Annotated in this window: 26 protein-coding genes; 1 reads left to right on the top strand and 25 read right to left on the bottom strand. The window is 48.2% G+C overall.

Annotated elements, in window-relative coordinates:
* Positions 1-28: 28 nt before the first annotated feature.
* The 25 genes from msrB to F5I99_RS09100 all read right to left on the bottom strand — a co-directional run bounded on the left by msrB (position 29) and on the right by F5I99_RS09100 (position 23,844).
* Positions 29-1,153, bottom strand: coding sequence for a peptide-methionine (R)-S-oxide reductase MsrB (gene msrB, locus F5I99_RS09225; RefSeq protein ID WP_151055314.1), 1,125 nt, complete (start codon positions 1,151-1,153; stop codon positions 29-31).
* An 82-nt stretch (positions 1,154-1,235) separates the two neighbouring features.
* On the bottom strand, positions 1,236-2,723 hold the full coding sequence (locus tag F5I99_RS09220) for a sensor histidine kinase (protein ID WP_151055311.1): 1,488 nt from the start codon (positions 2,721-2,723) through the stop codon (positions 1,236-1,238).
* A 3-nt stretch (positions 2,724-2,726) separates the two neighbouring features.
* Positions 2,727-3,428: a response regulator transcription factor gene (locus tag F5I99_RS09215; protein WP_151055308.1), complete on the bottom strand. Its 702-nt coding sequence runs from the start codon at positions 3,426-3,428 to the stop codon at positions 2,727-2,729.
* Between the two features lie 35 nt (positions 3,429-3,463).
* Positions 3,464-3,730, bottom strand: coding sequence for a hypothetical protein (locus F5I99_RS09210; protein WP_151055305.1), 267 nt, complete (start codon positions 3,728-3,730; stop codon positions 3,464-3,466).
* Between the two features lie 233 nt (positions 3,731-3,963).
* Positions 3,964-4,803 (bottom strand): methylated-DNA--[protein]-cysteine S-methyltransferase, encoded by an 840-nt coding sequence (locus F5I99_RS09200; RefSeq protein ID WP_151055299.1) that lies wholly within the window; start codon positions 4,801-4,803, stop codon positions 3,964-3,966.
* A gap of 17 nt (positions 4,804-4,820) precedes the next feature.
* A complete protein-coding gene (locus F5I99_RS09195) occupies positions 4,821-5,753 on the bottom strand; it encodes a DMT family transporter (protein WP_151055296.1) in 933 nt (310 codons plus the stop codon).
* A gap of 98 nt (positions 5,754-5,851) precedes the next feature.
* The gene (locus F5I99_RS09190; protein WP_225307615.1) at positions 5,852-6,454 is read right to left on the bottom strand and encodes a pentapeptide repeat-containing protein; all 603 of its coding nucleotides are present in this window, start codon (positions 6,452-6,454) and stop codon (positions 5,852-5,854) included.
* A 297-nt stretch (positions 6,455-6,751) separates the two neighbouring features.
* Entirely contained in the window at positions 6,752-9,463 is a 2,712-nt protein-coding gene (gene acnA, locus F5I99_RS09185; RefSeq protein WP_151055293.1) for an aconitate hydratase AcnA, read from the bottom strand.
* Positions 9,464-9,589: 126 nt separating this feature from the next.
* Positions 9,590-10,198, bottom strand: a complete 609-nt coding sequence (locus F5I99_RS09180; RefSeq protein ID WP_151055290.1) for an HD-GYP domain-containing protein — start codon at positions 10,196-10,198, stop codon at positions 9,590-9,592.
* 113 nt (positions 10,199-10,311) lie between these two features.
* Positions 10,312-11,475, bottom strand: coding sequence for a DUF3179 domain-containing (seleno)protein (locus F5I99_RS09175; RefSeq protein WP_151055287.1), 1,164 nt, complete (start codon positions 11,473-11,475; stop codon positions 10,312-10,314).
* A gap of 51 nt (positions 11,476-11,526) precedes the next feature.
* Positions 11,527-12,156, bottom strand: coding sequence for a penicillin-insensitive murein endopeptidase (locus F5I99_RS09170; RefSeq protein WP_225307614.1), 630 nt, complete (start codon positions 12,154-12,156; stop codon positions 11,527-11,529).
* 48 nt (positions 12,157-12,204) lie between these two features.
* Complete coding sequence (locus tag F5I99_RS09165; protein WP_151055281.1) at positions 12,205-12,570, bottom strand: MmcQ/YjbR family DNA-binding protein; 366 nt, start codon at positions 12,568-12,570, stop codon at positions 12,205-12,207.
* Positions 12,571-12,634: 64 nt separating this feature from the next.
* Complete coding sequence (locus tag F5I99_RS09160) at positions 12,635-14,632, bottom strand: methyl-accepting chemotaxis protein (protein WP_151055278.1); 1,998 nt, start codon at positions 14,630-14,632, stop codon at positions 12,635-12,637.
* A gap of 33 nt (positions 14,633-14,665) precedes the next feature.
* Positions 14,666-15,592, bottom strand: coding sequence for a substrate-binding domain-containing protein (locus tag F5I99_RS09155; RefSeq protein WP_151055275.1), 927 nt, complete (start codon positions 15,590-15,592; stop codon positions 14,666-14,668).
* A gap of 204 nt (positions 15,593-15,796) precedes the next feature.
* A complete protein-coding gene (gene aqpZ, locus F5I99_RS09150) occupies positions 15,797-16,486 on the bottom strand; it encodes an aquaporin Z (protein WP_151055272.1) in 690 nt (229 codons plus the stop codon).
* 324 nt (positions 16,487-16,810) lie between these two features.
* On the bottom strand, positions 16,811-17,245 hold the full coding sequence (locus F5I99_RS09145) for a DUF3465 domain-containing protein (protein WP_151055270.1): 435 nt from the start codon (positions 17,243-17,245) through the stop codon (positions 16,811-16,813).
* Positions 17,246-17,411: 166 nt separating this feature from the next.
* The gene (locus F5I99_RS09140) at positions 17,412-17,918 is read right to left on the bottom strand and encodes a GNAT family N-acetyltransferase (protein ID WP_151055267.1); all 507 of its coding nucleotides are present in this window, start codon (positions 17,916-17,918) and stop codon (positions 17,412-17,414) included.
* A 67-nt stretch (positions 17,919-17,985) separates the two neighbouring features.
* Positions 17,986-18,399 (bottom strand): GFA family protein, encoded by a 414-nt coding sequence (locus F5I99_RS09135; protein WP_151055264.1) that lies wholly within the window; start codon positions 18,397-18,399, stop codon positions 17,986-17,988.
* A gap of 66 nt (positions 18,400-18,465) precedes the next feature.
* Entirely contained in the window at positions 18,466-19,239 is a 774-nt protein-coding gene (locus F5I99_RS09130) for a metallophosphoesterase (protein WP_151055261.1), read from the bottom strand.
* A 52-nt stretch (positions 19,240-19,291) separates the two neighbouring features.
* Positions 19,292-19,801 carry a DinB family protein gene (locus tag F5I99_RS09125; RefSeq protein WP_151055259.1) on the bottom strand — a complete coding sequence of 170 codons (510 nt, stop codon included), beginning with the start codon at positions 19,799-19,801 and terminating at the stop codon, positions 19,292-19,294.
* A gap of 130 nt (positions 19,802-19,931) precedes the next feature.
* Positions 19,932-20,624: an HAD family hydrolase gene (locus F5I99_RS09120; protein WP_151055256.1), complete on the bottom strand. Its 693-nt coding sequence runs from the start codon at positions 20,622-20,624 to the stop codon at positions 19,932-19,934.
* Between the two features lie 76 nt (positions 20,625-20,700).
* Positions 20,701-21,432 (bottom strand): SDR family oxidoreductase, encoded by a 732-nt coding sequence (locus tag F5I99_RS09115; RefSeq protein WP_151055253.1) that lies wholly within the window; start codon positions 21,430-21,432, stop codon positions 20,701-20,703.
* Between the two features lie 53 nt (positions 21,433-21,485).
* Positions 21,486-22,100, bottom strand: coding sequence for a LysE family translocator (locus F5I99_RS09110; protein ID WP_151055250.1), 615 nt, complete (start codon positions 22,098-22,100; stop codon positions 21,486-21,488).
* Positions 22,101-22,123: 23 nt separating this feature from the next.
* On the bottom strand, positions 22,124-22,966 hold the full coding sequence (locus F5I99_RS09105) for an isocitrate lyase/PEP mutase family protein (protein ID WP_225307613.1): 843 nt from the start codon (positions 22,964-22,966) through the stop codon (positions 22,124-22,126).
* Between the two features lie 140 nt (positions 22,967-23,106).
* Positions 23,107-23,844 (bottom strand): helix-turn-helix domain-containing protein, encoded by a 738-nt coding sequence (locus F5I99_RS09100; protein WP_151055247.1) that lies wholly within the window; start codon positions 23,842-23,844, stop codon positions 23,107-23,109.
* A 119-nt stretch (positions 23,845-23,963) separates the two neighbouring features.
* Between F5I99_RS09100 and F5I99_RS09095 the strand changes: the two genes are divergently transcribed.
* Positions 23,964-24,824 carry an SMP-30/gluconolactonase/LRE family protein gene (locus F5I99_RS09095; RefSeq protein WP_151055245.1) on the top strand — a complete coding sequence of 287 codons (861 nt, stop codon included), beginning with the start codon at positions 23,964-23,966 and terminating at the stop codon, positions 24,822-24,824.
* Positions 24,825-24,833 lie beyond the last annotated feature (9 nt).

Here is a 24,833-nt window from a genome sequence, read left to right as displayed (position 1 = left end):
TTATTCTCCGTTAACAGGCTATAAATTCTTATTCTACTTCACTGATCAATGCACCATAGCCCTGTGCTTCCATCTCTTCCAGCGGAATGAACCTCATCGCCGCCGAGTTCATGCAATAGCGCAAGCCTGTGGGGGCCGGACCATCGTTGAACACATGCCCCAGATGCGAGTCAGCATAGCGACTACGAATTTCAGTACGAACAGTAAAGAAGCTTCTATCCTCTTTCTCTACCACCGAATCTGATTTGATAGGTTGAGTGAAGCTGGGCCAGCCCGTACCGGAGTCATACTTGTCACGCGATGAGAACAATGGCTCGCCCGATACAATATCTACATAGATACCGGGTCGCTTCTCATCATTGTATTCGTTATTGAAGGCGCGTTCAGTGCCGTCTTCCTGAGTGACATAATACTGCTTCTCAGTCAATTGGGTCTTGAGTAGACTGTCGCTCGGTTTCTCGAAAGTAACAGGATTGAATCCATCGTCATTTTGTGGACGATACTGGGAATAATCTACAGCCTGATCTTCTCCCCAGACGGACTCAATGAACTGATAACGCCCTGAGTTGAAGGTATAATATTTATAGCGCAGCGGGTTCTTGTCATAGTAATCCTGGTGATAATCCTCAGCATCGTAGAATGCTTTGAAGGGCACGATCTCGATCACTACAGGGTTATCATAGCGACCAGATTCTTCCAGTGCCATGACCGAGGCTTCAGCCGCTTGCTTCTCTGCGTCGTTGTGGTAAAACACCGCCGGACGATATTGTTCACCTCGATCGACATACTGACCTTCAGCATCTGTCGGGTTGGCAGTCCGCCATAGCGCCTGCAACAGCCCTTCATAGGTAATCACTTCTGAGTCATAATAAACCTGTACGGCCTCGGTGTGACCTGTAAGGCCAGCGGAAACCTGCTGATAGTTAGGATTGACCTCATCACCTCCGCTGTAACCGGATACGGCCTCTACCACACCGGGGACTTTTTCGAAGGATTCTTCTACACACCAGAAACACCCGCCAGCAAAGGTGGCAATGGCCAGATCCGGGTCATCTGGGGCGTATTTCGAATCCATATCACTGGAAGCATTCAGTTGAAATCCCGCCAATCCAATGATAGCTGCAGCAGTCATCGGCAACAGATAGCGTTTCATAATTTTAACCTCTTTGGCCTGTGAATATTGTAATCAGTTTGCATGAGATTCATCACAGGCAGTTCTCCTGTTTATTACTTTTTTATAACGATGGTTCATTTGGAGTGTACACAGGTAAACGTATGCAGAAAGAAGCCCCCCCAGTGGCACGGTTTTCAACCCGGATATCACCACCCTGAAGCGCCATAATACGGCGGGCGATCGCCAGTCCGAGCCCGGCATGGCCAGTTCCAGAAGAATCCCCTCGATAGAAAGGATCAAAAATATGTGGCAGATCCTTCTCAGGAATACCCGGACCAGTATCTCGCACGCATACCTCTGGTACGCCACTTTCCTGACCAAGGATCACTTCTATGTGTCCTCCTGCAGGGCTGTAAGCTATGGCATTACCGATCAAGTTATCCAGCACACGTTCAGTCATGGCTAGATCCGCGTAGGCGGTTGGCAGCTCCGGATCTCCGCTGAGGGTAAGCTCCAGTTGATTGTCTTGAGCGATCTGGCCGTGTTTCTGCACCACGTCATGTACCAGTTCTGCAAGCGGAAAAGGCTCCGGAACAGGCTGTTTCTCCCGGGCTTCAAGTGCAGCCAGCTCAAACAATTCATCAACCAGGCGGCTTAAGCGCTGACCTTCCTTAAGGGCTATATCGAGAAAGCGGTCCTGCTCTTCCTGACTAAGACGATCACGCCTTAATTTCAGGCTTTCGATATAGCCCTGCATGGAAGCCAGTGGGGTACGTAGGTCATGAGACACCTGGGCAACCAACTGACGGCGCTGAGCATCCTTTTCGGTTAGCTGCTCAATCTGGGAAGCAATCCGGCAAGCCATATCGTCAAAAGTAACACCCAGATAGTCGATCTCATCACATACCACGGGCCGCTTGTCGCGCCAGGTAATGAGTGGTTTATGACTCATGTTGCTATTTTCAAATGCCTCTACTAGCCTCGTCAAGGCTGTCAGACGGCGGGTCAGCAATCGAAAAATAGCCAGCCCCGCCACCATCACTACCGCCAGACTGATCAGCAAAGCCCAGACGCTCAATTCCAGCACCTGACCACCACGAGCCATGGTTTCGGCGGCATCGTATTCTTCACCCCGTAGCACCACGTAAAGATAGCCATCCGGATTCTCTACTGATGGCACAGGGGTTACGGAAAATATTTTCTGTCGATCATGGCTACGGGGGTCGTCGCCCAGCACGGGATAACGGCTCTTGTCTTCCATTAGCTGCCGAAGCGGTTCCAGAGAGACCTGTTTACGTTTGATTTTTGCTGGATCAGCCGAGTAGGAAAGAATGCTTCCATCCCGGTCCAACAGATAAATTTCGATGCTGGGGTTGATGGTCATGTAGAGTGCAAACAGCTCCTCCAGGGCACTTCTATCAAGCTGTCCTTCACTGACCAGATTCCTGTCTGATACCAGATTCTTTGCCAGGTCCCGGTGCAACTCCTGGTTTACTGACGCACTGTATTCACGCAACGAATAGAGGCTGATAAAGGTATACAACAGGCCAACGGCGAGTAACAACAAAAACAGCCCCAAGGCCAGCCGTGTGTAGAGTGTTTTCAGCATGTGTTATTCCCGAAAGCGATAGCCCACCCCCCAGACCGTCTGGATAAACTCCGGCTGAGCCGGATTGGTTTCGATCTTGCCACGCAAGCGATTGATGTGAGTATTCACGGTATGCTCGTAACCTTCGTGGTTGTAACCCCAGACTGTATCCAGCAATTGGACACGACTAAATACTCGGCCCGGATGGCTGGCAAAGTGCCACAGCAGATCAAACTCTCGTGCCGTGAGTTCCACCTCCTGGTCTGTTACAAACACGCGGCGGCTCACTGGATCAATACGTAGCCCATCGACTATTAACTCGTCACGGCTGGTTTCTACCGCTGGCGCAGAAGCCATGGCATCCACCCGCCGAAACAGGGCTTTCACCCTGGCAGCAAGTTCGGCTACGCTGAAGGGCTTGGTGAGGTAATCATCAGCCCCCATTTCCAAACCCAGAACCCGGTCTAACTCGGTGCTTTTAGCGGTAAGCATCAGTACTGGCACATAGCCTGAGCCAGAACGTATCTCACGACACACCGATAATCCATCCATTCCGGGCAACATCAGGTCAAGAATCACAAGATCAATATCACCTTCACGAAACCGTTCAAGACCCGTATCCCCTCGATCACAAAGCACGGGGGTCATACCTAGTTCGGCTACATGCATACGCACGAGCTCACCTATACCCGGGTTATCTTCAACTATCAGTACGTTTCGAGTCATAGTTTCCTGGCTCAGGGGTCCTTTAAGGCTTCTGGTTAATTCATGCTGTCGTCGTTCATTTCCATGTCATCCATCATCTCCATATCGTCTTCCATCTCCATGTTATCCATTGGCATTTCCACTGCATCCATGTTTTGTTCCATGGAATCCGACATATCATCCTTCGTCATGTCATTATGATCCATTGACTCCAGCACCTCATCTTTCATCATCCCGTCTTCGGGCATCATTTCATCCGCATGGCTGACACTAACCATCAAGGCGAACAGACACATTGCAGCGATTGTAGTGAGCTTATTCATAGTTATCTCTCCCTAAGAGTTCCAACCTGCCGATCTGGCAGGCTGCAAACACATCATCCTTCTAGAGCATCACAGGAGAGTCACGGAGTGTTAAACAGTGTATCGCGGAAAGATAACAAATGTATCACAGGCGATCAGAATTTCAGCATGCTCGTCATCACCAGACTTATGTTAATGGGCTGAATATGGCTGTGGCGGGGAGCATGTGAAGACAACAGAAAACAATAAAGGTGTCATCCCTTGTTGTCTTTCTCATGCCGAAGTAGCGCCCGTTTGCGCTCCACACCCCATCGATAGCCGCTTAAATTACCATCACTGCGAACCACGCGATGACAAGGTATGACGACCGCAAGTTTATTGGCCGCACAGGCTTGTGCTACGGCACGTACAGCTTTAGGGGAGCCAATCTGACAAGCTATATCAGTATAGCTTACGGTACTACCCGCTGGGACTGAGCGCAGCGCATTCCAGACACGTTCCTGGAATGCAGTGCCCTGAATGTCCAGGGGCAGTTCAATTGCACTGTCCGGCGCTTCTATAAAAGAGATAACTGATTCAATTACAGCCGTGAGCTCTGACCCGCCCTCTTGCAGAAACGCTTTGCTGAAACGCGCTTGTACCAGCGCAGGCAAACTTTTCGGGTCGTCGCCAAACTCGATGGCACAAATGCCGCGCTCAGTCACGGCCACAATGATCCAGCCCAGAAAGCACGCTGCCGTAGCGTAACGAATCGTCAAACCCTCGGCTGCTTTTCGATAGTCGGATGGGGTCATGGCAAGACGATCTCGTGATTTATCGTAAGCACGGCTGCTTGAACTAAAGCCAGCATTGTAGATTGCCTCAGTGACTGTCTGTTCACTGTTCAGGCTGTCCCGAAAGCGCTGCGTCTGTTGCCTGGTGGCATATTGTTTTGGAGTCACTCCAACGATCTCCTTGAACAGGCGGTGGAAGTACCAGGGACTCAAGTTAGCCTCTGCGGCAAGCTGCTCCAGCGTCGGAGCTGTCTCCGCCTGTTCTATATGACGACAGGCTTGAACAATAAGTGCCACCGACGCCTTAGTATTATTTGTCATCCCTAAAGCCTCCGATTTTATTCGCTACGAGCCAGTTTGCGTCGCAAGCAAGCCAAGGGTCGTCCATCAATCGCTGCCAGTCCAAGTCCGATAAGCCCCATCCCGATAAGGTGTTTCGGCTCGAACTGCTCACCGAGAATTGCAGTACCGAGCAGAATGGCGCTAATTGGGATAAGGAAGGTTACGAGTAATAAATTGGTCGCACCAGCTGTCGCCAAAATGCGGAAATAAAGGATATAGGCGAGTGCTGTGGAAAACAAGGCGAGTCCGATAACCGCCCCCCAAACTTCTACGCCGGGCAAAGGCTGCCCCCAAGGCTGCTCAACCACAAGTGCTAAAGGAAACAGCACGAGCGCTGAAGCTGTCACCTGGCCCGTGGCCGTCACCAAAGGAGAGCAACCCAGTGTGCGAAAGCGCCGACCGAAGATACCAGCGCAAGCGTAGGAGATCGCCGCACCGAGCACAGCAAGCTGAGCGAGAGTGTGAGTGTTGATGCCCGCAAGCGCATCGGCACCCACCATTGCTGCAACACCTGCGATACCGAGCATGACGCCTAAAAGACGCCCCCCAGTCAGCTTTTCATCACAGGTTAAATAGTGCGCGGCGATCACGGTAAAGAAAGGGGTTGAGGCGTTAAGAATTGATGCGTGGCCGCTGGTGATATGTACTTGACCCCAAACAATCAGGCTAAAGGGTACCATGTTATTGAGAAACCCCATGCCCAGAAAGGCTGTCCACACTTGCCGATTTATCGGCATCCTTAACCCCATTGCCACAACAATCAAGTTGAGCGCTACCGCCGCTAACCCGACCCGTAGCGCAACGATAGTCAGTGGTCCAAGGGCCTCAACGGCCACCTCGACGAAAAAGAATGATCCTCCCCAGAGCACTGACAAGGCGATCAGCAGAAACCACTCTAGCGGCCCCATGGAACGATTTACGGCTTTCATGTGCATTCTTCCTTCCGTTGCTTGAATGCACTTAATTTAGGCGGATTTGCAAGCGGCAACACTCCGATTCTTGCGGTGTGATTTAACCCGCCTGGAAGTTAATCGACTAGCTCTATTCCCAATAACTCCAACAAACTTGATGCCTCATAACGTGAAAACCTGGCACCTTTAACTTTGTTCTCTAACACATTGATTGCAAAGTCAGTTGATTCACTGAAATCAACGTTTTCCAAGTTCGTATTCATAAACAAGCTATGGGTAAAGTCGCAACCACTCAGGGTTGATTTTCTGAAATCCCCTTCCCGAAAATCCACCTCATGTAGTTTGCACGCATCTGCAATCAGTTCGTTTAACGTCAGTCCGAAAAATGATGAGTCATTCAAAATGCAACGTTGGAATTTCAACTCAAAATCAAGGTGGTACACAGGCCAGGTGGCTTTGGTCCAGTCAACACCTATCAGCTTGCTCTCTTGAAATGTAGCTCCGAAAAGCTTGCTGCCAGTTAAATCTATCAAGCTCAGATTACAACGGATAAAGTCGCAATTAATGAATTTGCACTGCTTAAATTTTGCCCGAGAAAAGTCACAGTCTTCAAACAAACACTCTTCAAACTCTATATCTGTGTAATGTGTATCTGGCAATTCAAGTTTTTTGAATTGAGCATCTAAATACTGCATACCATCGGTAAAACTTTTCATCATTTAATCAGTTCTCATTTGAAATAATATCAACCCTGTTCCACCAGAGTGAGCCGACTTTCTGAAAGTCTAAATCATTGGCTGTGTGCCAGCTAGCCTGAGGGTTTTGCGGGGCCGGTATTCTGATTTTTCCACTTGAATACTCTGAATTTTCAATATCATATGCAACTTTAAAAATCCCAACCTACATCTAAGTTTTACTTTTTTCAATAATGATAATCATCATCTATACAAGCATGCTCGAATGACAATACAGCTCAGAGCCACAGATCAAACGTATGGCTCTGAGCATTTTCTTAGCTACTGAGCCAGCTTACGCAGTACAAAGTGCAGTATGCCGCCATGCAAGTAGTACTGGAACTCATTGGGCGTATCTATGCGCACTTTGGCCTCGAAGCTCACCTCTTCACCGTTCTCTTTTCTGGCTGTTACCGTCACCCGCTTGCTGTCCTGGTCCACTGCAGGCACAGTGAAATACTCACTGCCATCAAGATCCAGAGAGTCGGCACTTTGTCCATCGACAAACTCCAGCGGCAGAATACCCATCCCCACCAGATTGGAGCGGTGTATACGCTCGTAGCTTTGGGCAATCACCAGTTTCACTCCTAGTAAAGCCGGCCCCTTGGCTGCCCAATCCCTTGAGGAGCCGGTACCGTATTCCTTACCTGCCAGTATCACCAGCGGCGTACCCTGCTCCTTATACTTCATTGCTGCCGCGTAGATCGACATTGGCTTGTCATCAGGAAAATAATGGGTGGCACTGCCTTCAGTGCCCGGTGCCAGCTGGTTCTTCAGTCTGACATTGGCGAAGGTACCACGCATCATCACTTCATGATTACCGCGTCTGGAACCATAGGAGTTAAAGTCTTTGGGCGCTATCCCCTGCTGTTGCAGATACTCACCTGCCGGGCTATCAGACTTGATCGCACCTGCCGGAGAAATATGGTCGGTGGTAATACTGTCAGCTACTTTGACAAGGCAACGGGCATCATGTATCACCGGCACCTCATCAGGCTCGGCCTTAATCCCGTCAAAGAAAGGCGGTTTACGTATATAGCTGGAATCTGGCCACTGATAGCGATCCGAGTCGTTGACCTCCAGATTGCGCCAGTTGGCATCGCCTTTAAAGACATCGGCATAACTCTCGGTAAAGTCCTTGGCATGAATATTGGCATGGATACATTGCTGAATTTCTTTGCTGTTGGGCCAGATGTCTTTAAGGTACACATCCTTGCCTTGGGTATCTTGCCCCAGGGGATCATTATAAAAATCGATATTCATGCTGCCAGCCAGGGCATAAGCCACCACCAACGGAGGCGAAGCCAGGTAGTTGGCATGTACATCCTGATGAATGCGCCCTTCGAAGTTACGGTTGCCGGAGAGTACTGCAGCAACCAACAGATTTTTCTGTTTAATGGCTTTACTGACAGGTTCGGGCAAAGGACCGGCATTACCGATACAGGTGGTACAGCCGTAACCCACCAGATAAAAGCCCAGCGCTTCGAGATCATCCATCAGGCCAGCTTGTTCCAGATAGCCGGTTACAACCTGTGAGCCAGGCGCCAGACTCGTCTTTACCCAAGGCTTGGTTTTCAGCCCCAGTTCCCTGGCCTTTCTTGCCAGCAGGCCGGCGGCCATCAGCACAGCCGGATTAGAGGTGTTGGTGCAACTGGTTATAGCCGCAATCACTACATCACCATGGCTCAGGGTGAAGGCTTCTCCCCCATGTTTGATGGTGTTGTTATCCGTCTCACTGGCATCTTCATTCCCTACCGCGGTGCTGCCACCTTCATTTTCAAACCGGCCAATCAGTTGCTTTTGCGCTTCCTGATGATTGCTGGCCAATGTGGCAAATTCGGTTTTGGTATCGGTCAAACTGATTCTGTCTTGTGGCCGTTTTGGCCCGGCGATGGATGGTACCAGTGCAGATAAATCCAGCACTAATAAATCTGAATATTCTGCTTCAGGCGAGCTGTCATCGTGCCACATACCCATGTGCTGCATATAGCGGCGCACCAGCTCTATGTGTTCATCATTACGGCCAGTCAGGCGCATATAATTCAATGTTTCTTCATCAACCGGGAAGATACCGCAGGTAGCGCCGTATTCCGGGGCCATATTGGCGATGGTGGCACGATCAGCCAGGCTGAGCTGCTTTAGGCCCGGGCCGAAGAACTCCACAAACTTACCCACCACGCCCAATTTGCGCAGCTGTTCAGTCACAGTCAGCACCAGATCGGTCGCGGTAACCCCTTCGGGCATAGAGCCACTGAGTTTCACACCGACCACCTGGGGGATCAGCATACTGATGGGCTGGCCTAACATGGCCGCTTCGGCTTCGATGCCGCCTACTCCCCAGCCGAGAATTCCGAGGCCATTGATCATCGTGGTATGGGAATCAGTGCCCACTAACGAATCAGGATAAAGCACACCGTCGCGCTCGAAGGTCACTCTGGCCAGATATTCCAGATTGACCTGATGAACGATGCCGGTACCTGGCGGCACTACCTTGAAATTATCAAAGGCCTGCTGGCCCCAACGCAGGAACTGATAGCGTTCCTTGTTACGCTGCATCTCTATGTCAGTATTTTTTCTGAAAGAATCAGCGGCACCGTATTCGTCCACCATCACCGAGTGATCGATCACCAGTTCGACGGGGGTAAGCGGGTTAATTCTATCCGCTGGCTTGCCAAGCTGCTGCATGGCATCGCGCATGACAGCAAGATCCACAATGGCGGGTACACCGGTAAAGTCCTGTAGCAACACGCGCGCAGGCACAAAGGCAATTTCCTTGTCCGGCTCGGCCTTTGGCTGCCAGTTAACCAGCGCTTCGATATCTTCATCGGTGACAAAGTCCTGATTAGCATGACGAAGCATGTTCTCCAGCAGGATTTTCAAACTGTAAGGTAGGCGCTGTGGGTTGAACTTGTCAGTCAGGGCATTAAAAGGATAGTACTGATATGAACGCCCTTGATGCTCTAGCGTTGCTGATTTTGCATAAGCTGATGACATGATGTTGCCTCCTTGGTCCCAAGTAAACTGATGAGATCAGTATAGCTGACCAGACGGATTGTACCTGTTTGATGGCACTCTGAAGGTAACATGTTTCTATAACCGAGGTCCGTGTTGATGAATGAATTAAGTTTTTGCCGCCCTGAACTGGCTGGATTCTATAATTTCAGCAAACACTCGCATAAGGTCCGGGTCATACTTTTCTCCGGTTTCTTGATGCAATATATCCATGATTTTCGAGTGCGTTCGTACGTGATGATAGGACCTTTTCACGGCTATGGCGTCATAGCTGTCGGCAATGCTGATAATGCGCGAACAAATCGGAATTTTTTCTCCAGATAGGTTATCTGGATAGCCCATACCGTTGTAATGCTCGTGGTGATGACGAATCAACAGCGCCGCCTGTTGCGAGCCCTCGAGTTCAGTGGCGCGCATTATCTCCTCTCCGATTTCGGAGTGCTGTTTCATCGTTTCCCACTCAGTTTTATCAAGTTTAGAAGGCTTGAGCAGGATGTGGTCGGGTATGCCTATTTTACCTATGTCGTGGAACGAAGCGGCAACAATAAGCGTATTAATCTCATTATGTGACAGACCACACGATTTCCCAAGACTCACAGAAAGACCTTGCACCCGCTCTGAATGGAGTTGGGTTGAAAGATCGCGGTAACCCAATGCAACAGACAAGGCTTTGGTGTACTTGAGCAGGGAGTTAAATGCCTGATCTTCCAGTTTCATGTGATCTCCTCGGGAACCTAAAGCGAGTCCATCTATTAAATACTGAACTCAGTATAGGTCAAACTCTCACGGTGAGATCGATGAAAGCAATTGCTACCCAGGCCGTTTGGAAATTACAGCCGAATGAGTGTGCTGCCGGAATGAAATAGCTTCCAGGAAAACCAATACTCATCAGAGATGGCTATCGGCATCAGATCTGCTGTTACCTCACCGGCCATATACTTACCCCGAATATCCCATACTGTTCCGCTGGAGATATCAGCAAGGGTGTTATCGGCATTCAGGGTAATATTTACAGGTGCTCCGGCTACTGAGCGTTTAAAGCCAAGTACGGTGTTGCTTACGGCAACAAGAACAACATCCAGCTCATCGTTTGTGATCACGCCTTGCGTTAGCAATTCTTCTTTAAGATACGCCACCTGAGGTTGAGCAATGTTATCGATAATGCCCACTACACGCGTTCTGGCGGGAAAGGTAGTATCTCGCTGTGTTGCAGACAGTCCCGGTGTAAATTCACTGGCTAAGATGTTTTTCCAGACTCCAGGAACAGGCAGCTGAAATTCCTTAAAGTCCTGTTTCGTTACCTTGACCAGTTGAGGGCAAGGACTCAGCTGTTTCACTTCAGCCCAGGGTAAAATCTGAAAAGGAATCATCGTCAATGTACGAGGATGTAGCCTGCCTATGATGGATTCGAAGGTAGCTTGCTGAAAAAATGTCTTAGTCTTTCTATCAGCCACAATCATATTGGCATTTTTGAACGATCCAACAAACAGTGGCCCTATGTCGCTCACATCAAAAGGGATAATACTGTGACACATGGCACAATAGGTTAATGCAACAAGACGATCGCCAAAGCGATCATTAATGATGTGGTGATGTATCACATAGTCCAACGGATATGCCTTTGTAACCCCGTTGTATTCAATCACCCCCAACTGCATATCGTCCTGAAGCGGCAGGTTTAATGGGTCATTGGCCATCACTGGGAAATCTACGGCTTTAAAGGCGCTTTCCTGATGCATTCGGTAGGCTAAAACCACGGCCAACCCCATCAGCATGAGAGGCAACAGTGTCCACAGAGGAAACTCACCGGTTTTCCAGGTTATCAGAACCGTAGCGACTCCACCGCCAACAAGAATGCTCCAGGTAATAGGTTTTCTGATGAAATAGTGATAATACAGCCACTGCACCGGAAATGACTGAATGAGGGTCATGTAAATGGCTGCAGTGCCCACCACCAATGACAGAATTGCAAACCCATAGAATATAAATATCATTTTTCAGTCCATGACTCTTACATGAGTTTTAATAAATGCCAGGGCCCACAGCTACAGTTGATCACAAGGTACATCAAAGTCGATGTGATAATGCTCATCATGGCGCACCCAGGATCGCCTGGTGGAAAACTCAATATTACTACGCAGGTACTCTGCATACTGAGTGCTGAACAGGTTGGGCTGCAACTCAGGATCAAATATCACCCGCCACAGATCATACCCTCGTGATTTAGATTGCTGATGCAACGCCACGATATGGGCAGCCATCGCCTCATAATCGATCTGCAATCCGTCGTAATGACTATTTTCGTCAAACTCTATGTTGTAACCAAACTTGTTGAGAGAATGAGTGGGCAGATGAACAGAGCGACCATCCGAATTGATGACTGGAACCATAAAGTCTACAGAAAGACCATTCATGTGGGTCTTATGCGGACTGAACGGTCCTCCCTCTCTAAAACCCGTCTCCGCATATTTGTAGACTTTATCCGGCTGCTCACTCTCAAGATCCTTGTAGGCAGACACCACAATATCTCTTACTGCAGAATGAACATAGGTTCTTCCTGCCAAGCGAGCAATTGAACTGTAACCTTCATAGTTAGTCCCGCTAGACGGCAATTGCGCAGCATTCTCTAACCTGCCATTGGAAGTCGTGCCGTAACAGGTACTGTCTTGTGCCATTGCCAACACAGGAAAGAATATAAATAAAGCCAGGATTAATCGCATAGGTTACCGAGGGTTTAACCCCAATTCTTTTTGTTTACGCTTACTTAAACCGAGTGACACAATGCGATAAGATTCTGATAAATAATATATTAGCTCTTCATCCAACTCACTGGATGTGCCTATTTGCTGTATCCATTTCATACCACGGTTTGCAAAGTAAGGTGCAGGAATATAGCCATCCAGATCGCTTAGAAAATCAAAGTTCAAATCTGAAACTTTAAATGTGAATGCCGGTTGTTTGTTCTTTCCCCAACCACCAATAGCAAATACCTTACCACCCACTTTCCATACATGAGAATCTCCCCATTGCACAACGTGGGTTGTCGCTGGAAAAGAACCACAAAAGTGATTGAACTCATCATAGTTCATGTTTGGAATCCCTTAACTTTGCTCGTCAGGCCGCATTGTAGCCCGAAAAATAGCTGTAAACAGCTTATAGCTTAAAGTGAGCTATGAGGGAGCGCTGACGCTCGGCCATACCTTTTAGCTCATCAGCAATCTGTGTACTAGATCTAGCATCTGATGCATTGCTCTCCGCCGCCTCATTGATCGAGACAATACTTTCACTGATTTCACGTGCGGTATAGCTCTGTTCCTCGGTAGCACTGGCGATCTGCACGTTCATTTCTACAATATCGGATATAGCGGTATTCATCTCGACCAAACCACTTTCGGCAGACGCAGCCGCTTCGAGACTAACCTGGCTCTGCGACTGACTTTTCTCCATAACATTAACAACGGCACTGATCAGTTTCTGCATCAACTCGACCATAGATTGGATTTCGCTGGTGGATTGCTGGGTGCGTGCGGCCAGGGTTCTAACTTCATCAGCGACCACCGAAAAACCACGACCATTATCGCCAGCACGAGCCGCCTCTATCGCAGCGTTGAGCGCCAGAAGATTAGTCTGATCAGCGATGTTATGGATGGTATCGACGATGCTGTCGATCTTCGTACCATACTCATTCAGTTCAGCCGTTTTCTCCGAGGCATCATTTATCTGCACCGCCTGACTGCGAATACTCTCTGAGGAGGTATTAATCCTTAATTTGACATTATCCATCAGACACTTGGAGCGCTCAGCAACCTCCAGAGTATGCTGACTTCTATTGGCAATTTCCTGAACAGCACTTTCCATTTCCGTCATTGCCGAGGCCGTTGTTTCTAGTAAGGCCTGCTGTTTATCCACGCCACTGGTTGTGGAAGCACTGTAGTCAGCATTGTTCTGTGATTTTTCCTCCAGCAGCTCGGAAATCTGCGCTATTTCCTTTAGAGTCTTGTGCAGTGTTGCACTCAGTTCATTCAGATAGCCGCCAAGCTCACCAAACTCATCCTTGCGGGCAGCATCAAAGCTGACCGTCATATCACCATCAGTCATTTTTACCAATTGTGATCTGAAAGCATGAAGACTGCTTTTAATCGAGCGGGCTATCAGAACCGCTATTACCAAGGTCAATAAAACAGCAACCCCAGCTGCAACCCAAAGCCATAATAAGCTACGTTCAAGTGTTTCATCTGACACCGACTGAGACCGGAGCAACAGCCTGTCACTGGTTGCAGACAAAACAGACAAATCTTCTAACGCATGATCAACCTCGTTGACGGCATCATTCCAACGCGCATCAATCGCGCTGTTAATTTCAACCTGAGCCCGATAACTCTGCAGCAATCCCTGCTCTGATTCCAGGTCATGTAGCAACTGCGGAATCATCAAACTAAAAAGTTTACCCAGGTCCTCATTGAATCCAACTAGTGCATCATAGTTTTCTCGAATGATCAGTTCCTGTCCTTCGACGGCAAGATTCAGGGCCTCCAGATCATGGTCTGCAAGATAGTTGGTCATTCCATTCAAAACACTGCGCGTTGAACGGCTCAGGGTTTCGAGTACCAGTTTCAAATCTGGATTGCGGCGACTAAGGGAGCTGTTGAGATATTTATCCAGGTATTTGCTCAGTTGACGGTCAAGTTTGCCGACACGATTAATACCGTTGAAGACCCTCTGATCGTTTTCCAGCTTATCAACTTGAAGACCCATCAGGGTGTTTGCAAATTCCGCATAAGCTGCCGCTGCCGCCTTAGCCTCCAATACTTTTTCAGCAATCTCGGGTTCTTTCGCCAGTACCGGCGCGGGAATGGAATCCAGCGCGGCAAGCACATTAGAAAAATTACCCTTGAACTGTTCAGACTGCTGGTTAACTTTTTCAGTATTTTGAGATCTCAGTGCGAGATTCAGGGTCTGGTCCGCACGCAACAAAGAGCTCTCTGTTTCTCCGGCTGCGCGGGAAAGAGGAACGGCTTCGCCATTCAGATTCCCTATCTCTGCATTGATTGCGAGCATGGAAAACAAACTCGAACCGGCAATAACAACGAGCAATAGCAGGAGCACAAAAAAACCCAGCGAAATTTTCCGAACCAGAGAAAAAGAGTTCATATTAAAACCTTCTCTAAAGCGATGATATTTATATTATTCCACGAACTGCTGTATATTCTCCGGCGTCACCAGACGAAATGGCACCCATATCTTCTCCGGTACCTCACGGCCATTTATCATTGCCAGTGCCGCATCGATTGCCCCTTTGCCCTGACTGGCTGCATCCTGAAGAACCGTTACATCAAGAAGGTCTTTCTGCATGGAAGCCAGCGCATCCCGGGTTGCATCGATACCGCCAACAAGATAGTGGTTTGGATCGATACCAGCCTGCTCAAACGCCATGATCGCCCCAAGTGCCATTTCATCGTTATTAGCTGCAATAATGGAAAATTGCTCTGGAGACTCATCAAGCCAGCGCTTAACGATTGTCAGCGCCTGATTCCTAGCCCAATTACCACGCTCTTGAAGCGTAACACTCATTCCAGGGTATTTGTCGACCACTTCACGCACATAATCGGTACGAACGGTGGATGCCGGATTACCTTCAGCGCCCTGAAGGATGGCAACTTGACCCTCGTAGGCAGCCAGGCGTGCCAGCTCTTCCATTTGCATGCTTCCTGATTCAGTTTCATCAGAACCCAGATACACTACCTTCTCAGGGTAAGTGTCAATTTCGGGAAGCCTTTGCAGGAACACCATCGGTATATCGCTGTTCCCTCGTGCCTCCAGCATTTGATTGATTGCGTCTGGAGTTGTGAGTACGGGCAACACAATAATTGCATCCGCTTCAGCCTCAACAAAGTGCCTGATCTGTTCCAATTGCTGCTCCAGCTGATCCTCTGCATTGCCCACATATACAATGAGATTAAGCTGATCCGCTCGTGCCTCGATATTCTCACGAAGGACTGTCTGGAAGTTATCATCGAATTTAGGCATCGACACAGCCACGAAATTGGCGCTGACCGTTTCTACAAAAAAAACCGACAACACCACAGATAATACCAGTAAGAATTTTTTCACCGGTGCACCATATTTTTAAATATTATTAAATTATCCCATTTATCTCAGATTAGCCTATATTAGAATAGCTTGCATATCCAGCTTCAGTATTTTCTTATACGATCAATAGGATCTGATTTTTCTGGGTGATGGGATTATCTGACTCTATGAGCCAGATAATCAAAGGGGAAGGAAAACAGAGACTTCTGCCGGGGATTTTTCCGACTAGTTTTTTTCGCTACCGATAAAGCGATAGATTACTGCACCCAGCATACCGCCAAGGATCGGAGCCACCCAGAAAAGCCAAAGCTGCGCAATCGCCCAATCGCCGACGAATAGAGCAACACCTGTACTACGTGCAGGATTCACCGATGTGTTGGTAACCGGAATGCTAATCAAGTGAATCAGCGTTAGGCATAAACCAATTGCAATCGGTGCGAAACCTTGTGGTGCACGCTTGTCAGTGGCGCCAAGAATCACCAGGAGAAACATCATGGTCATGACCATTTCGGTGATCAGTGCAGCAAACAAACTGTATTCACCCGGTGAATGCGCACCATACCCGTTTGAAGCAAACCCTGCTGAGACATCAAAGCCAGCTTTACCAGTGGCAATCAGGTACAGGACACCACCCGCAACTATGCCACCCAAAACTTGTGCAACAATGTAAGGTAAAAGCTCTTTTGCTGGAAAACGACCACCAGCCCAGAGCCCAATAGATACGGCCGGGTTGAGGTGGCAACCAGATATATGTCCGATAGCGTATGCCATTGTAAGGACAGTCAAACCAAATGCCAGAGATACGCCAAGCAGTCCGATACCAACGTCTGGAAAAGTTGCTGCTAAAACCGCACTGCCACAACCACCGAGCACCAGCCAGAACGTCCCAAAAAACTCTGCACCATACTTATTCATACAGCTTTCCTTTCCTATGATGATATCCATCGGGGGGTTAGAAAACCCCTATGTTTATAACTCAATATAATAACCAGCCGAAAGCGGCCTTAAAACTCGATGGTAAGTATAATATGGAAAGGATGAATGGTTGAATAACTAAAATGCTAAACGTAATGAATATTAATTTCAATTTATTACATTTAGTTTCAGTTATCAGTTTTGCGGAGGCATAATACTCTCGGCCTTTTGTTTTTGAAGTCTAATAATCAATGCGTAATAGCCAGCCACAGGAAAGCCAGTGCGACAGTTACTACATCCACTGGTGTAGAGCTAGTCATATTGCTACTGATATATTCTACCCTTGTGCTTTAACCAACCACCGATGTGGCGATTATTCGGATCATGATGTGTCCAGTGAATAACACCACCTTTGGCGTTCCACTCATACTCACCATAAAATTCAACGGTATCACCTGAGGCTAAGCCGCTTATCCTAGGTGCCAAATCGATATTGTGCGCTATCAACAGTGTCTGCCCAGTTTCCAGCTTTAATATGAATTTCTGGTGCTGTGAACCTTCACGGTCATCAGGTAAAACTGTTGTTACAATACCTTCACCCTGAACCTGAAGATCGCTTTGTCTGTTGTTGTAGGCTGTCTGAATACTACTGTCATTACCGCTACGCAATGATGAACTATTCGGTAAATCAACACCGTTTTCTTGGATGTATTCATATCCCAGAAACACGACAATAATTAAAATGATTATTTTTTTCATATCATTACTGGTCCGAACACTCTGTTAAACACAACCCCTACCAACGCTAGACTTCGAAAGTGCCACACCCTATCTGCTCATAAGTGTCCCTGGGCTCGCTCAATCCGCTTGAGGCCGGCGGCTTTGGCGGAATAAAGAGCCTTGAACTGCCGAGCGTCACACTAGGTCAGCCTTTAAATAACAACGCGTTAGCTGTCAAATTCTCTGGTGATAAGCGATAGATGCGCATCGTATCAACACAGTAAGCGCCTAATTTTTGGTAAAATTCGATAGCAGGGGTATTCCAATCCAAACAACCCCATTCAAGCATTTCACATCCACGATCAAGTGCATGTTTTGACAAAAACTGCATCATAATATTGCCCAATCTTTTTCCGCGCATAGACTCATCAATAAAGAATCCATCAATGTATAACCCTAAGCGCCCAGTAAAAGCCGAGCTTTTCTGATGGAAGTAGGCAAAGCCAACTGTTGTTCCATCGTAAACGCCAAATACAGCTTCGCCCTGCTTAGCTGCAAGCAGCCGCTCTATTCGCTCAGGTGTAGCGGTAATTTTATCGGACATTTTCTGAAACGCTCCCAGCTTTTTCATGAAGCTAACCACTAATGCCGCGTCTTCAGGGGTAGCCATTTGCAGAAAAAATTTCGGGTCTTGAGTCTGTATGTTTGGCATCAATAATTCTCTTGCTACGTCACTATCATCGACTCATCTAGTGAAACACAGAGTCAGTCGCTTTATATCACTTATGGGGTAATTCGTCATACTCAGGTAATACGCCTGGAGATATATACCATTCAGCCTTTGATGCACAGAATATGTTTTGGACTGGCTCTATACCAGGGTGTTCATCAAGAGTGCCTGCAGGTATAACGACCACTTTCCCGCTTTTAGCGCGCCAGGGCAATGATGAACCACACTGTTTACAAAATGCAGTGGCGAAGTGCTTGGTATTTTCGGGCGAATAATAACCCACCAGAGAATCGCCTTTAAGCCACGTAAACTGCTCAGGAGAGACCAACAGATTTGACGCATGAGTGCTGCCAGTGAACTTACGGCAACGTGAACAATGGCAGTATTGAAAAATCCCAATATTTCCGGTGATCTTGTAGGCAACCTCCCCACATAAGCAACTCCCCTTCGAACTGACATTCATACACGTTACTCCTAATATATAACCCTGCCATTACTGATGATTAGCTTAGAAAAAACATCTGGTAAATCAGCAAGTCGTCGCTATTTCCACAACCAGATCAGGTACAAAGCTAGGCGATTCAAACTCATATGGATAACCACCTGGATTAGCTATGATCCGTGTCCCCATGCACTCAAAATCAACAGCTTCATGAACATGACCATGCACCCATAGTTCCGCTTTCCCCATTAACCAGGCAAGATCCGATGCAAAGGCTGGCGAGAGGGCATCACCTCTATAATAAACAGGAATACAATTTGCTAACGGTGCATGGTGGCTGATGACAACTTTAGGGCCAGCATAAGGAGAAGCCAACTCTTTTTCCAACCACTTAATAGCTCGATTATGCAGCCGTTGGCTTTCTTCAGGTGTATAAATCATCCCATCAGGCTGTTCAATGATGCGAAAGTCTGGCATGACAGATACAGCTTTCTTATAGGTAAAAGCCGCATTGTTATCGGGACGGTTCGCATAGAGTTCAAAATCTGTCCAGAGTGTACTGCCTAAAAATTTTACACCACCAATATTTACACTGGCATTATCGAGTAAATGGATGCCGAACCTTTTGGCTTCAAAACTTAAGTCAGCACGCAGTGCAGACATGGAATGATTGTAATATTCATGATTTCCAGGCACATAGATAATCGGCACCCCAGAAAAACGACTGGCTGCCCAATGAAGTCCTTGCGTTCCTGTATGGATATCACCAGCCAATATAACCACATCGGCTGTTACATCTGGCAGGTAGAGCCCTTCATCGAAGTGCTCCAGATGCAGATCAGAAAAAATTCTCAGCCGCACGGTACAATCCCCTTATCGAGCTTATTTATCTCGGATCACATGTTCGTCCAGGCTAGGCGTTTCGCTCCACTACGTCAGGGAGCCATATGATGTCAGTAACACCTATATCCTGCCCACACTGACTTAGCAGTGTTGTGATTTGACCGCGATGATGGGTTTGATGATTGAAGAAATGGGCAACCACCAGCCACATCTCATATTTGCGGGTGGAGGGATTAACAAGGCTTGTATATTCCAGTTTGCTAGCCAACTCAGAATCCGTCAGCGCGGCGGCCCATGAAACGATGATTTCATCGGTTGCAACACGGTCCTCCCATAGCGCTTCAAAGTCACTATGCAACTCCTCACCAAGATCTGCTGCCTGAAATGGTTTGCCCAAGAAGCGCCCTAACCAGATTTTATCGCCAAGCAGAATATGATTGAGCGTGCCATGAATTGTTTTAAAAAAAGCCCCCATGTCTTTTTTACGTTCGCTATCAGAGAGCTCTGCACACACGGCATACATCCGCTGATTCATCCAGCGATTATAGGCCGCCATATCTCTAGCCTGAACTGCAAGCATGTAATAGTCTCCTTTTCTATGATGGCGTAGGGACGCCCGGACCAGCTCAGGTTGGGACAGAGGTTTACTGTCCTCACTTACCCGCTAAAACTCCCTAGGGTTAATATTAGGTTATGGAGTAGGCTTTAGACTATCCCAAGTGAGTAAACTGCTTAAGTTTCTCGACTTTAAGCAATTGTTGCACATGCTCCGTAACCTGTGGCATGCCTTCAAGTACGGCCTGGGCAACACCAAAATCGTGATGCATTGACATGGTCGTAGGTACGGCTAAACAACCAATACCGGCGGCATGCGATGCTTTCAAACCATGTTGTGTATCTTCAACAGCAAGGCATTCAGATGCTTGCAAGCCTAGCCGCCGTAGAGCCAGTAGATAGCAGTCCGGCGCTGGTTTACTTGCGCGAACATCATCCCCTGATACAACGGTAACAAAGCTATCACCGAGATTATTTGCCTTAAGGGTTGCATAGACGCTTTCTGAGCCCGCTCCTGTAACTATGGCGAGATCTAGACCACAAAGACGAAATTCCCTGATAGTTTCAAGTACACCATTCATGAGTGGAAAGGCGTTTCGACGTAGGTACTCGCTGGTAGCGGCATCTTTCGCTGCTACCAGCGTTTCGGGGAGCTCATCAAGCTCAAACCTATGCACTATATCAACGGCATTGGCCTTGGTGGGCACACCGGCATAGTCTTGTCTGTACAGTTGCTCGGACAACGAGACGCCATACTGAGCCAAGACAGTTTGCCATAACGCATAGTGAACTGGTTCGGAGTCAACTAAGGTTCCATCGTGGTCAAAAAGAATGGCTCTAAGTGGCATAACTTGGTATTTCCCTTGGATTTTAATATAAGGCCACTGAAGGCCAACGGCGTTGCATTTTTCTGGTTAACCCCAGCTATTTCCCGCCGGCCAGATCGATGAATGATCCAGTAACATAGGATGCTTCATCTGATAATAACCAAGCAATAGCATTTGCTACTTCATCAGGTGTACCACCACGTTGCAACGGGATCTGAGGCGCTAAGCGTTCAACTCGGTTAGGCTCACCGCCATCCGCATGCATATCCGTATAAATGAAACCGGGTCTTACCGAGTTCACACGAATACCCTTAGAAGCGACCTCCAGTGACAAGCCTTTTGTTAATGAATCCATCGCCCCTTTAGAGGCGGCATAATCGATATATTCAAACGGCGCGCCGCTTCGTGAAGCCGCTGATGACACATTCACGATAGCGCCTGTCGATTTACTTCGATTGATAAATTCACGTGAGCAAAGAAAACAGCTAGTTACATTAGATAACAGAACTTTGTTAAACCGCTCAACCTCTATGTCAGCAAGACACGACTGAGGATACAAAATGCCTGCGTTATTGACTAAATGTGTAACATGGCCATAGGTTTTTTCGGTTACATCGAATAAAGCTACAACGTCAGTATCTTTGGAAACATCAGCTTGGAACGAAAACGCTCTACCACCAAGCGCCGTAATTTCAGCAACGACAGCATCGGCACTTTTGGCATCTGAACGGTAATTGACACAGACAGCATACCCTCTTGATGCTAACAACTTCGACGTTGCCGCACCAATTCCTCGACCACCGCCAGTAACGATAACAACTTTATTCATCGTATTTCCCTGATAACACGTGATTCGATATCACCTACCACACCACATTGCAGTTATCTATCCGACATAGCGAGTTGCACACCAAGACCCGCAAAGGCTGCAGCGAAGCTTCTACGCAACCACTCCTGAACCTGAGGGGATTCTATAACAGCGGCTCGGAACCTATGAGCGAGCTGACCATAGAGAACGAAAACAGCGAAGGTCATAGCCATGAAGATAGCACTCAGACCGAGCAATTGACTCAAGGGTGACTGCGCATCAGTTGTAACGAATTGCGGTAAAAAGGCCAGGAAGAAGATGGTTAGCTTCGGGTTGAGAATATTTAGCAAGAAGGCCTTAATCACCAATGAACCAGCCCCTTCTTTGCGCGATAACTCTTGAATAGAGAAAGCAGTTCGATCACGCCATGTAACAACAGCAAGGTAAAGGAGATACGCAACACCCGCATACTTGAGTATCTGAAACGCTACCGCGCTTGTATGCATAATAGCAGCCAGGCCCAGAATAGTGGCCAATAGATGCGGAAGGATACCAAGCGTGCAACCCAGCGAAGCGTAAAGGCTTGCACGACGCCCGTGCATTAGCCCTGTGGAGATGGTAAATACAACACCTGTGCCAGGAATGAGCACAACAACCAACGAGGTAAGGAAGAACTCAGCAGTGAACATAAACAGAACTCCTCTGTCATTGTTTAGGTGTTACGATGACCGGCGAAAAACGCACTAAGTTCGGCATCCGGAACTTGATCATTCGAATAGTTAAACGTGCCATCTACAACCATTTCTTGTGCGGCCCTTCGCATGAGTCCGTATGTAGCACGAGCGAGACTCCCTCCGATACTAATACGCCGCACACCCAGATCTTCAAGCTGAGAAACCGTTAACGGCTGCCCCTTGAGGCCCATGACAACATTTAGTGGCGCGTCGATCTCTTTAACCAGCTCAGCAATCACTTTCGGATCCGACACACCAGGAACAAACAGGCAATCTGCACCCGCTTCCCTATAGCTATTTGCCCTGTGAACAGCTTCCGAAAAGGGGTTTTTCACGCCAGTAAGGTAGCAATCCGTGCGGGCAGTCAACGTGAACGGAATGTCGCTTTTATCGGCCACTTTGCGCGCCATATGAATTCGCTCTATGGCGAGTGGCAGGTCGAACAGGGGCGTGGTTAGATCGCCGGTGAAGTCTTCTATGTTTCCACCAATAGCTCCAGAGATAATTGCGAGTTCTATCGTCTCGGCTACCTGCTCAGGCTCAGCACCATAACCCGCTTCAAGATCGGCGCTCACTGGGACATTAACGGCTTCGGCTATTTCTCGTACTCTATTGAGCATGTCCGTTCGCGTAACGGCTCCCTCATAGTCCGGAAGTCCGAGCGAGTATGCAATACCTGCGCTCGTCGTCGCGATAGCGGAAAATCCAGCCGCTGCAAGCATTCGGGCGCTACCACCATCCCAAGCATTGGGCATCAGAAAGACCTTCGATTGTGCATGAAGATCACGGAATGTTTTGGCCTTGTTAAGATGCATGTGCATACAGGTTGCTACTCATACCGGATAAGTTTAGAAAGTTCATTTTCTGCCATCGATAACAGCTACGTTGTATAGGATGCCCAGACAAATTGCCATACAAGATAATAAGTAATCCCCTCCTCTATATTAATAGAGTATTCGTGTCAGCGCTTTTGTACCTGCAATAATCGGTCAAATGGAACCGGTCCAAAGACACCGATGAACTTGACCCCGTGAAGCTGATGCCGCGGCGCCAAGAGTGCGTCTCGGTGTGCCAGCCTGCGAAACCTGGCCCCGAGCTCTCGCAGTTCATCTCGCATAATAGCGATGCTTTCATCGGTCAAATGACGGGAGCTGGTTTCGAACAGATAACCAGGCTCATCCTTTCGCTGGAACACCCAGTCAAGAAAATCGAGGTTAAGCTGTTTAACCTGCTTGGCCAGTGCCGGATGACCAAGAAAGTCCACCGGTGGCGTTACTCGCAGTTGCACCTCCATGCCGGCTCCTAGCTTGAGCAACTCCAGTTCCTCAAGTTCACGCAGGTACAGATAAAGCTCTGAAGAACTTAGGTTGTAGATATCACTCAAGTGTTCGGGACTGTAGCCATTCAGCAATAAAATAAACACCGATAACAGTGAACGATCCACCGCCAGGGCTTCAGCTGCAGGAAGGGGCAGTAGCTTGGCCACCGCTATAGCTTCCGACTCTGCTTCCAGCAATCCATGTAAGTCCAGATCCAACGCGCGACAGATGGCCTTGAGGCGACTTAATTTGCAATCGCCTGAGGCAAAGGTGCGCTTGATACTGACTTCAGACAAATTCAGACGTAGAGCCAGATCAGCATAAGTCAGACCACGGCTTCTTAATATTTGCTTCAAACGGGAAAACACGGCTGCTGACATGTTACGACGCTCCTCTGGATCGTAAAGTATCTATAAATGATACCAAATAAATATCTAGTATCAATAAATATAGTGCTTTTGTAGTCTCAAGGCACACTCACTAAACAAGGAATCACCCCATGAAGGCATTATTCACGATCACACTACTGACCTGCTGCGTGGCCACTTATGTTGCCGCAAGTCAGCCTACACCCATCTGGGAGCAAACAGGATTTGAACAACCGGAATCGGCGCTGGTAGACCCTATGACCGGCCTGGTTTACATTAGCAACATAGCTGGCCAACCCATGGAAAAGAATGCTCAGGGCTATATCAGCCAATTAAATGCCGATGGTACTGTCCGAGAAAAGCACTGGGCAAGCGACATGAATGCCCCCAAAGGCATGGCAATTGTCGATAATCACTTGTTGGTTGCTGATATCGACCGGCTCCGGGTATTTAATCTCGATACAGGTATCCAAACGCAGGAGCTAATGGCTGATGCCGGTATGCTGAACGACATAGCCGCCGACTCGGCAGGCAATGCCTATATCTCCGATATGCTCGGCACCCAGCTGTTCCGCTACCACGATGGCGAACTCGAACTTTGGCTTAACTCCGAAGAGCTACAGCATCCCAACGGCGTTTTCGTCGATGGTGAAGATTTAATTGTTGCTACTTGGGGACACCCGATTGCGGATGACTTCACCACCCAAACTCCTGGAAGCCTGATGCGCATATCCCTGGCAGATAAAAACCTGCAACCCATCACTGGTGGGGAGCAACTGGGCAACCTGGACGGCGTAGTTAAGATTGGCGATGCCTTCTGGGTGAATGACTGGATAAACGGCGCCCTTTATAGAGTAACCGATGGACGCGCCGAAAAGATCGCTCAGTACCCTGCAGGATTGGCTGATATCAATATCGGCGGCGGCCTGTTGTTTCTGCCACTGATGTTGGACGGTGAGGTTAGTGCAGTAGATATCACATCGCTTCCGTAGTTACTTCAT

Origin of the sequence: Nitrincola iocasae (assembly GCF_008727795.1) — a bacterium.
Taxonomy (GTDB): Bacteria; Pseudomonadota; Gammaproteobacteria; order Pseudomonadales; family Balneatricaceae; genus Nitrincola; species Nitrincola iocasae.
This window is presented reverse-complemented; position numbering and strand designations above follow the sequence as displayed.

Excerpts from the sequence above, each read along its gene's own strand:
- F5I99_RS09220 (WP_151055311.1), bottom strand. The coding sequence starts at position 2,723 with ATGCTGAAAACACTCTACACACGGCTGGCCTTGGGGCTGTTTTTGTTG.
- F5I99_RS09200 (WP_151055299.1), bottom strand. The coding sequence starts at position 4,803 with ATGACAAATAATACTAAGGCGTCGGTGGCACTTATTGTTCAAGCCTGT.
- F5I99_RS09105 (WP_225307613.1), bottom strand. The coding sequence starts at position 22,966 with ATGCACATGCATCTTAACAAGGCCAAAACATTCCGTGATCTTCATGCA.
- F5I99_RS09210 (WP_151055305.1), bottom strand. The coding sequence starts at position 3,730 with ATGAATAAGCTCACTACAATCGCTGCAATGTGTCTGTTCGCCTTGATG.
- F5I99_RS09215 (WP_151055308.1), bottom strand. The coding sequence starts at position 3,428 with ATGACTCGAAACGTACTGATAGTTGAAGATAACCCGGGTATAGGTGAG.
- F5I99_RS09100 (WP_151055247.1), bottom strand. The coding sequence starts at position 23,844 with ATGTCAGCAGCCGTGTTTTCCCGTTTGAAGCAAATATTAAGAAGCCGT.
- F5I99_RS09145 (WP_151055270.1), bottom strand. The coding sequence starts at position 17,245 with ATGAAAAAAATAATCATTTTAATTATTGTCGTGTTTCTGGGATATGAA.
- msrB (WP_151055314.1), bottom strand. The coding sequence starts at position 1,153 with ATGAAACGCTATCTGTTGCCGATGACTGCTGCAGCTATCATTGGATTG.
- F5I99_RS09195 (WP_151055296.1), bottom strand. The coding sequence starts at position 5,753 with ATGAAAGCCGTAAATCGTTCCATGGGGCCGCTAGAGTGGTTTCTGCTG.
- F5I99_RS09140 (WP_151055267.1), bottom strand. The coding sequence starts at position 17,918 with ATGCCAAACATACAGACTCAAGACCCGAAATTTTTTCTGCAAATGGCT.
- F5I99_RS09160 (WP_151055278.1), bottom strand. The coding sequence starts at position 14,632 with ATGAACTCTTTTTCTCTGGTTCGGAAAATTTCGCTGGGTTTTTTTGTG.
- F5I99_RS09170 (WP_225307614.1), bottom strand. The coding sequence starts at position 12,156 with ATGGCACAAGACAGTACCTGTTACGGCACGACTTCCAATGGCAGGTTA.
- F5I99_RS09135 (WP_151055264.1), bottom strand. The coding sequence starts at position 18,399 with ATGAATGTCAGTTCGAAGGGGAGTTGCTTATGTGGGGAGGTTGCCTAC.
- F5I99_RS09120 (WP_151055256.1), bottom strand. The coding sequence starts at position 20,624 with ATGCCACTTAGAGCCATTCTTTTTGACCACGATGGAACCTTAGTTGAC.
- aqpZ (WP_151055272.1), bottom strand. The coding sequence starts at position 16,486 with ATGAATAAGTATGGTGCAGAGTTTTTTGGGACGTTCTGGCTGGTGCTC.
- F5I99_RS09115 (WP_151055253.1), bottom strand. The coding sequence starts at position 21,432 with ATGAATAAAGTTGTTATCGTTACTGGCGGTGGTCGAGGAATTGGTGCG.
- F5I99_RS09125 (WP_151055259.1), bottom strand. The coding sequence starts at position 19,801 with ATGCTTGCAGTTCAGGCTAGAGATATGGCGGCCTATAATCGCTGGATG.
- F5I99_RS09110 (WP_151055250.1), bottom strand. The coding sequence starts at position 22,100 with ATGTTCACTGCTGAGTTCTTCCTTACCTCGTTGGTTGTTGTGCTCATT.
- F5I99_RS09165 (WP_151055281.1), bottom strand. The coding sequence starts at position 12,570 with ATGAACTATGATGAGTTCAATCACTTTTGTGGTTCTTTTCCAGCGACA.
- F5I99_RS09095 (WP_151055245.1), top strand. The coding sequence starts at position 23,964 with ATGAAGGCATTATTCACGATCACACTACTGACCTGCTGCGTGGCCACT.
- acnA (WP_151055293.1), bottom strand. The coding sequence starts at position 9,463 with ATGTCATCAGCTTATGCAAAATCAGCAACGCTAGAGCATCAAGGGCGT.
- F5I99_RS09175 (WP_151055287.1), bottom strand. The coding sequence starts at position 11,475 with ATGATATTTATATTCTATGGGTTTGCAATTCTGTCATTGGTGGTGGGC.
- F5I99_RS09190 (WP_225307615.1), bottom strand. The coding sequence starts at position 6,454 with ATGATGAAAAGTTTTACCGATGGTATGCAGTATTTAGATGCTCAATTC.
- F5I99_RS09180 (WP_151055290.1), bottom strand. The coding sequence starts at position 10,198 with ATGAAACTGGAAGATCAGGCATTTAACTCCCTGCTCAAGTACACCAAA.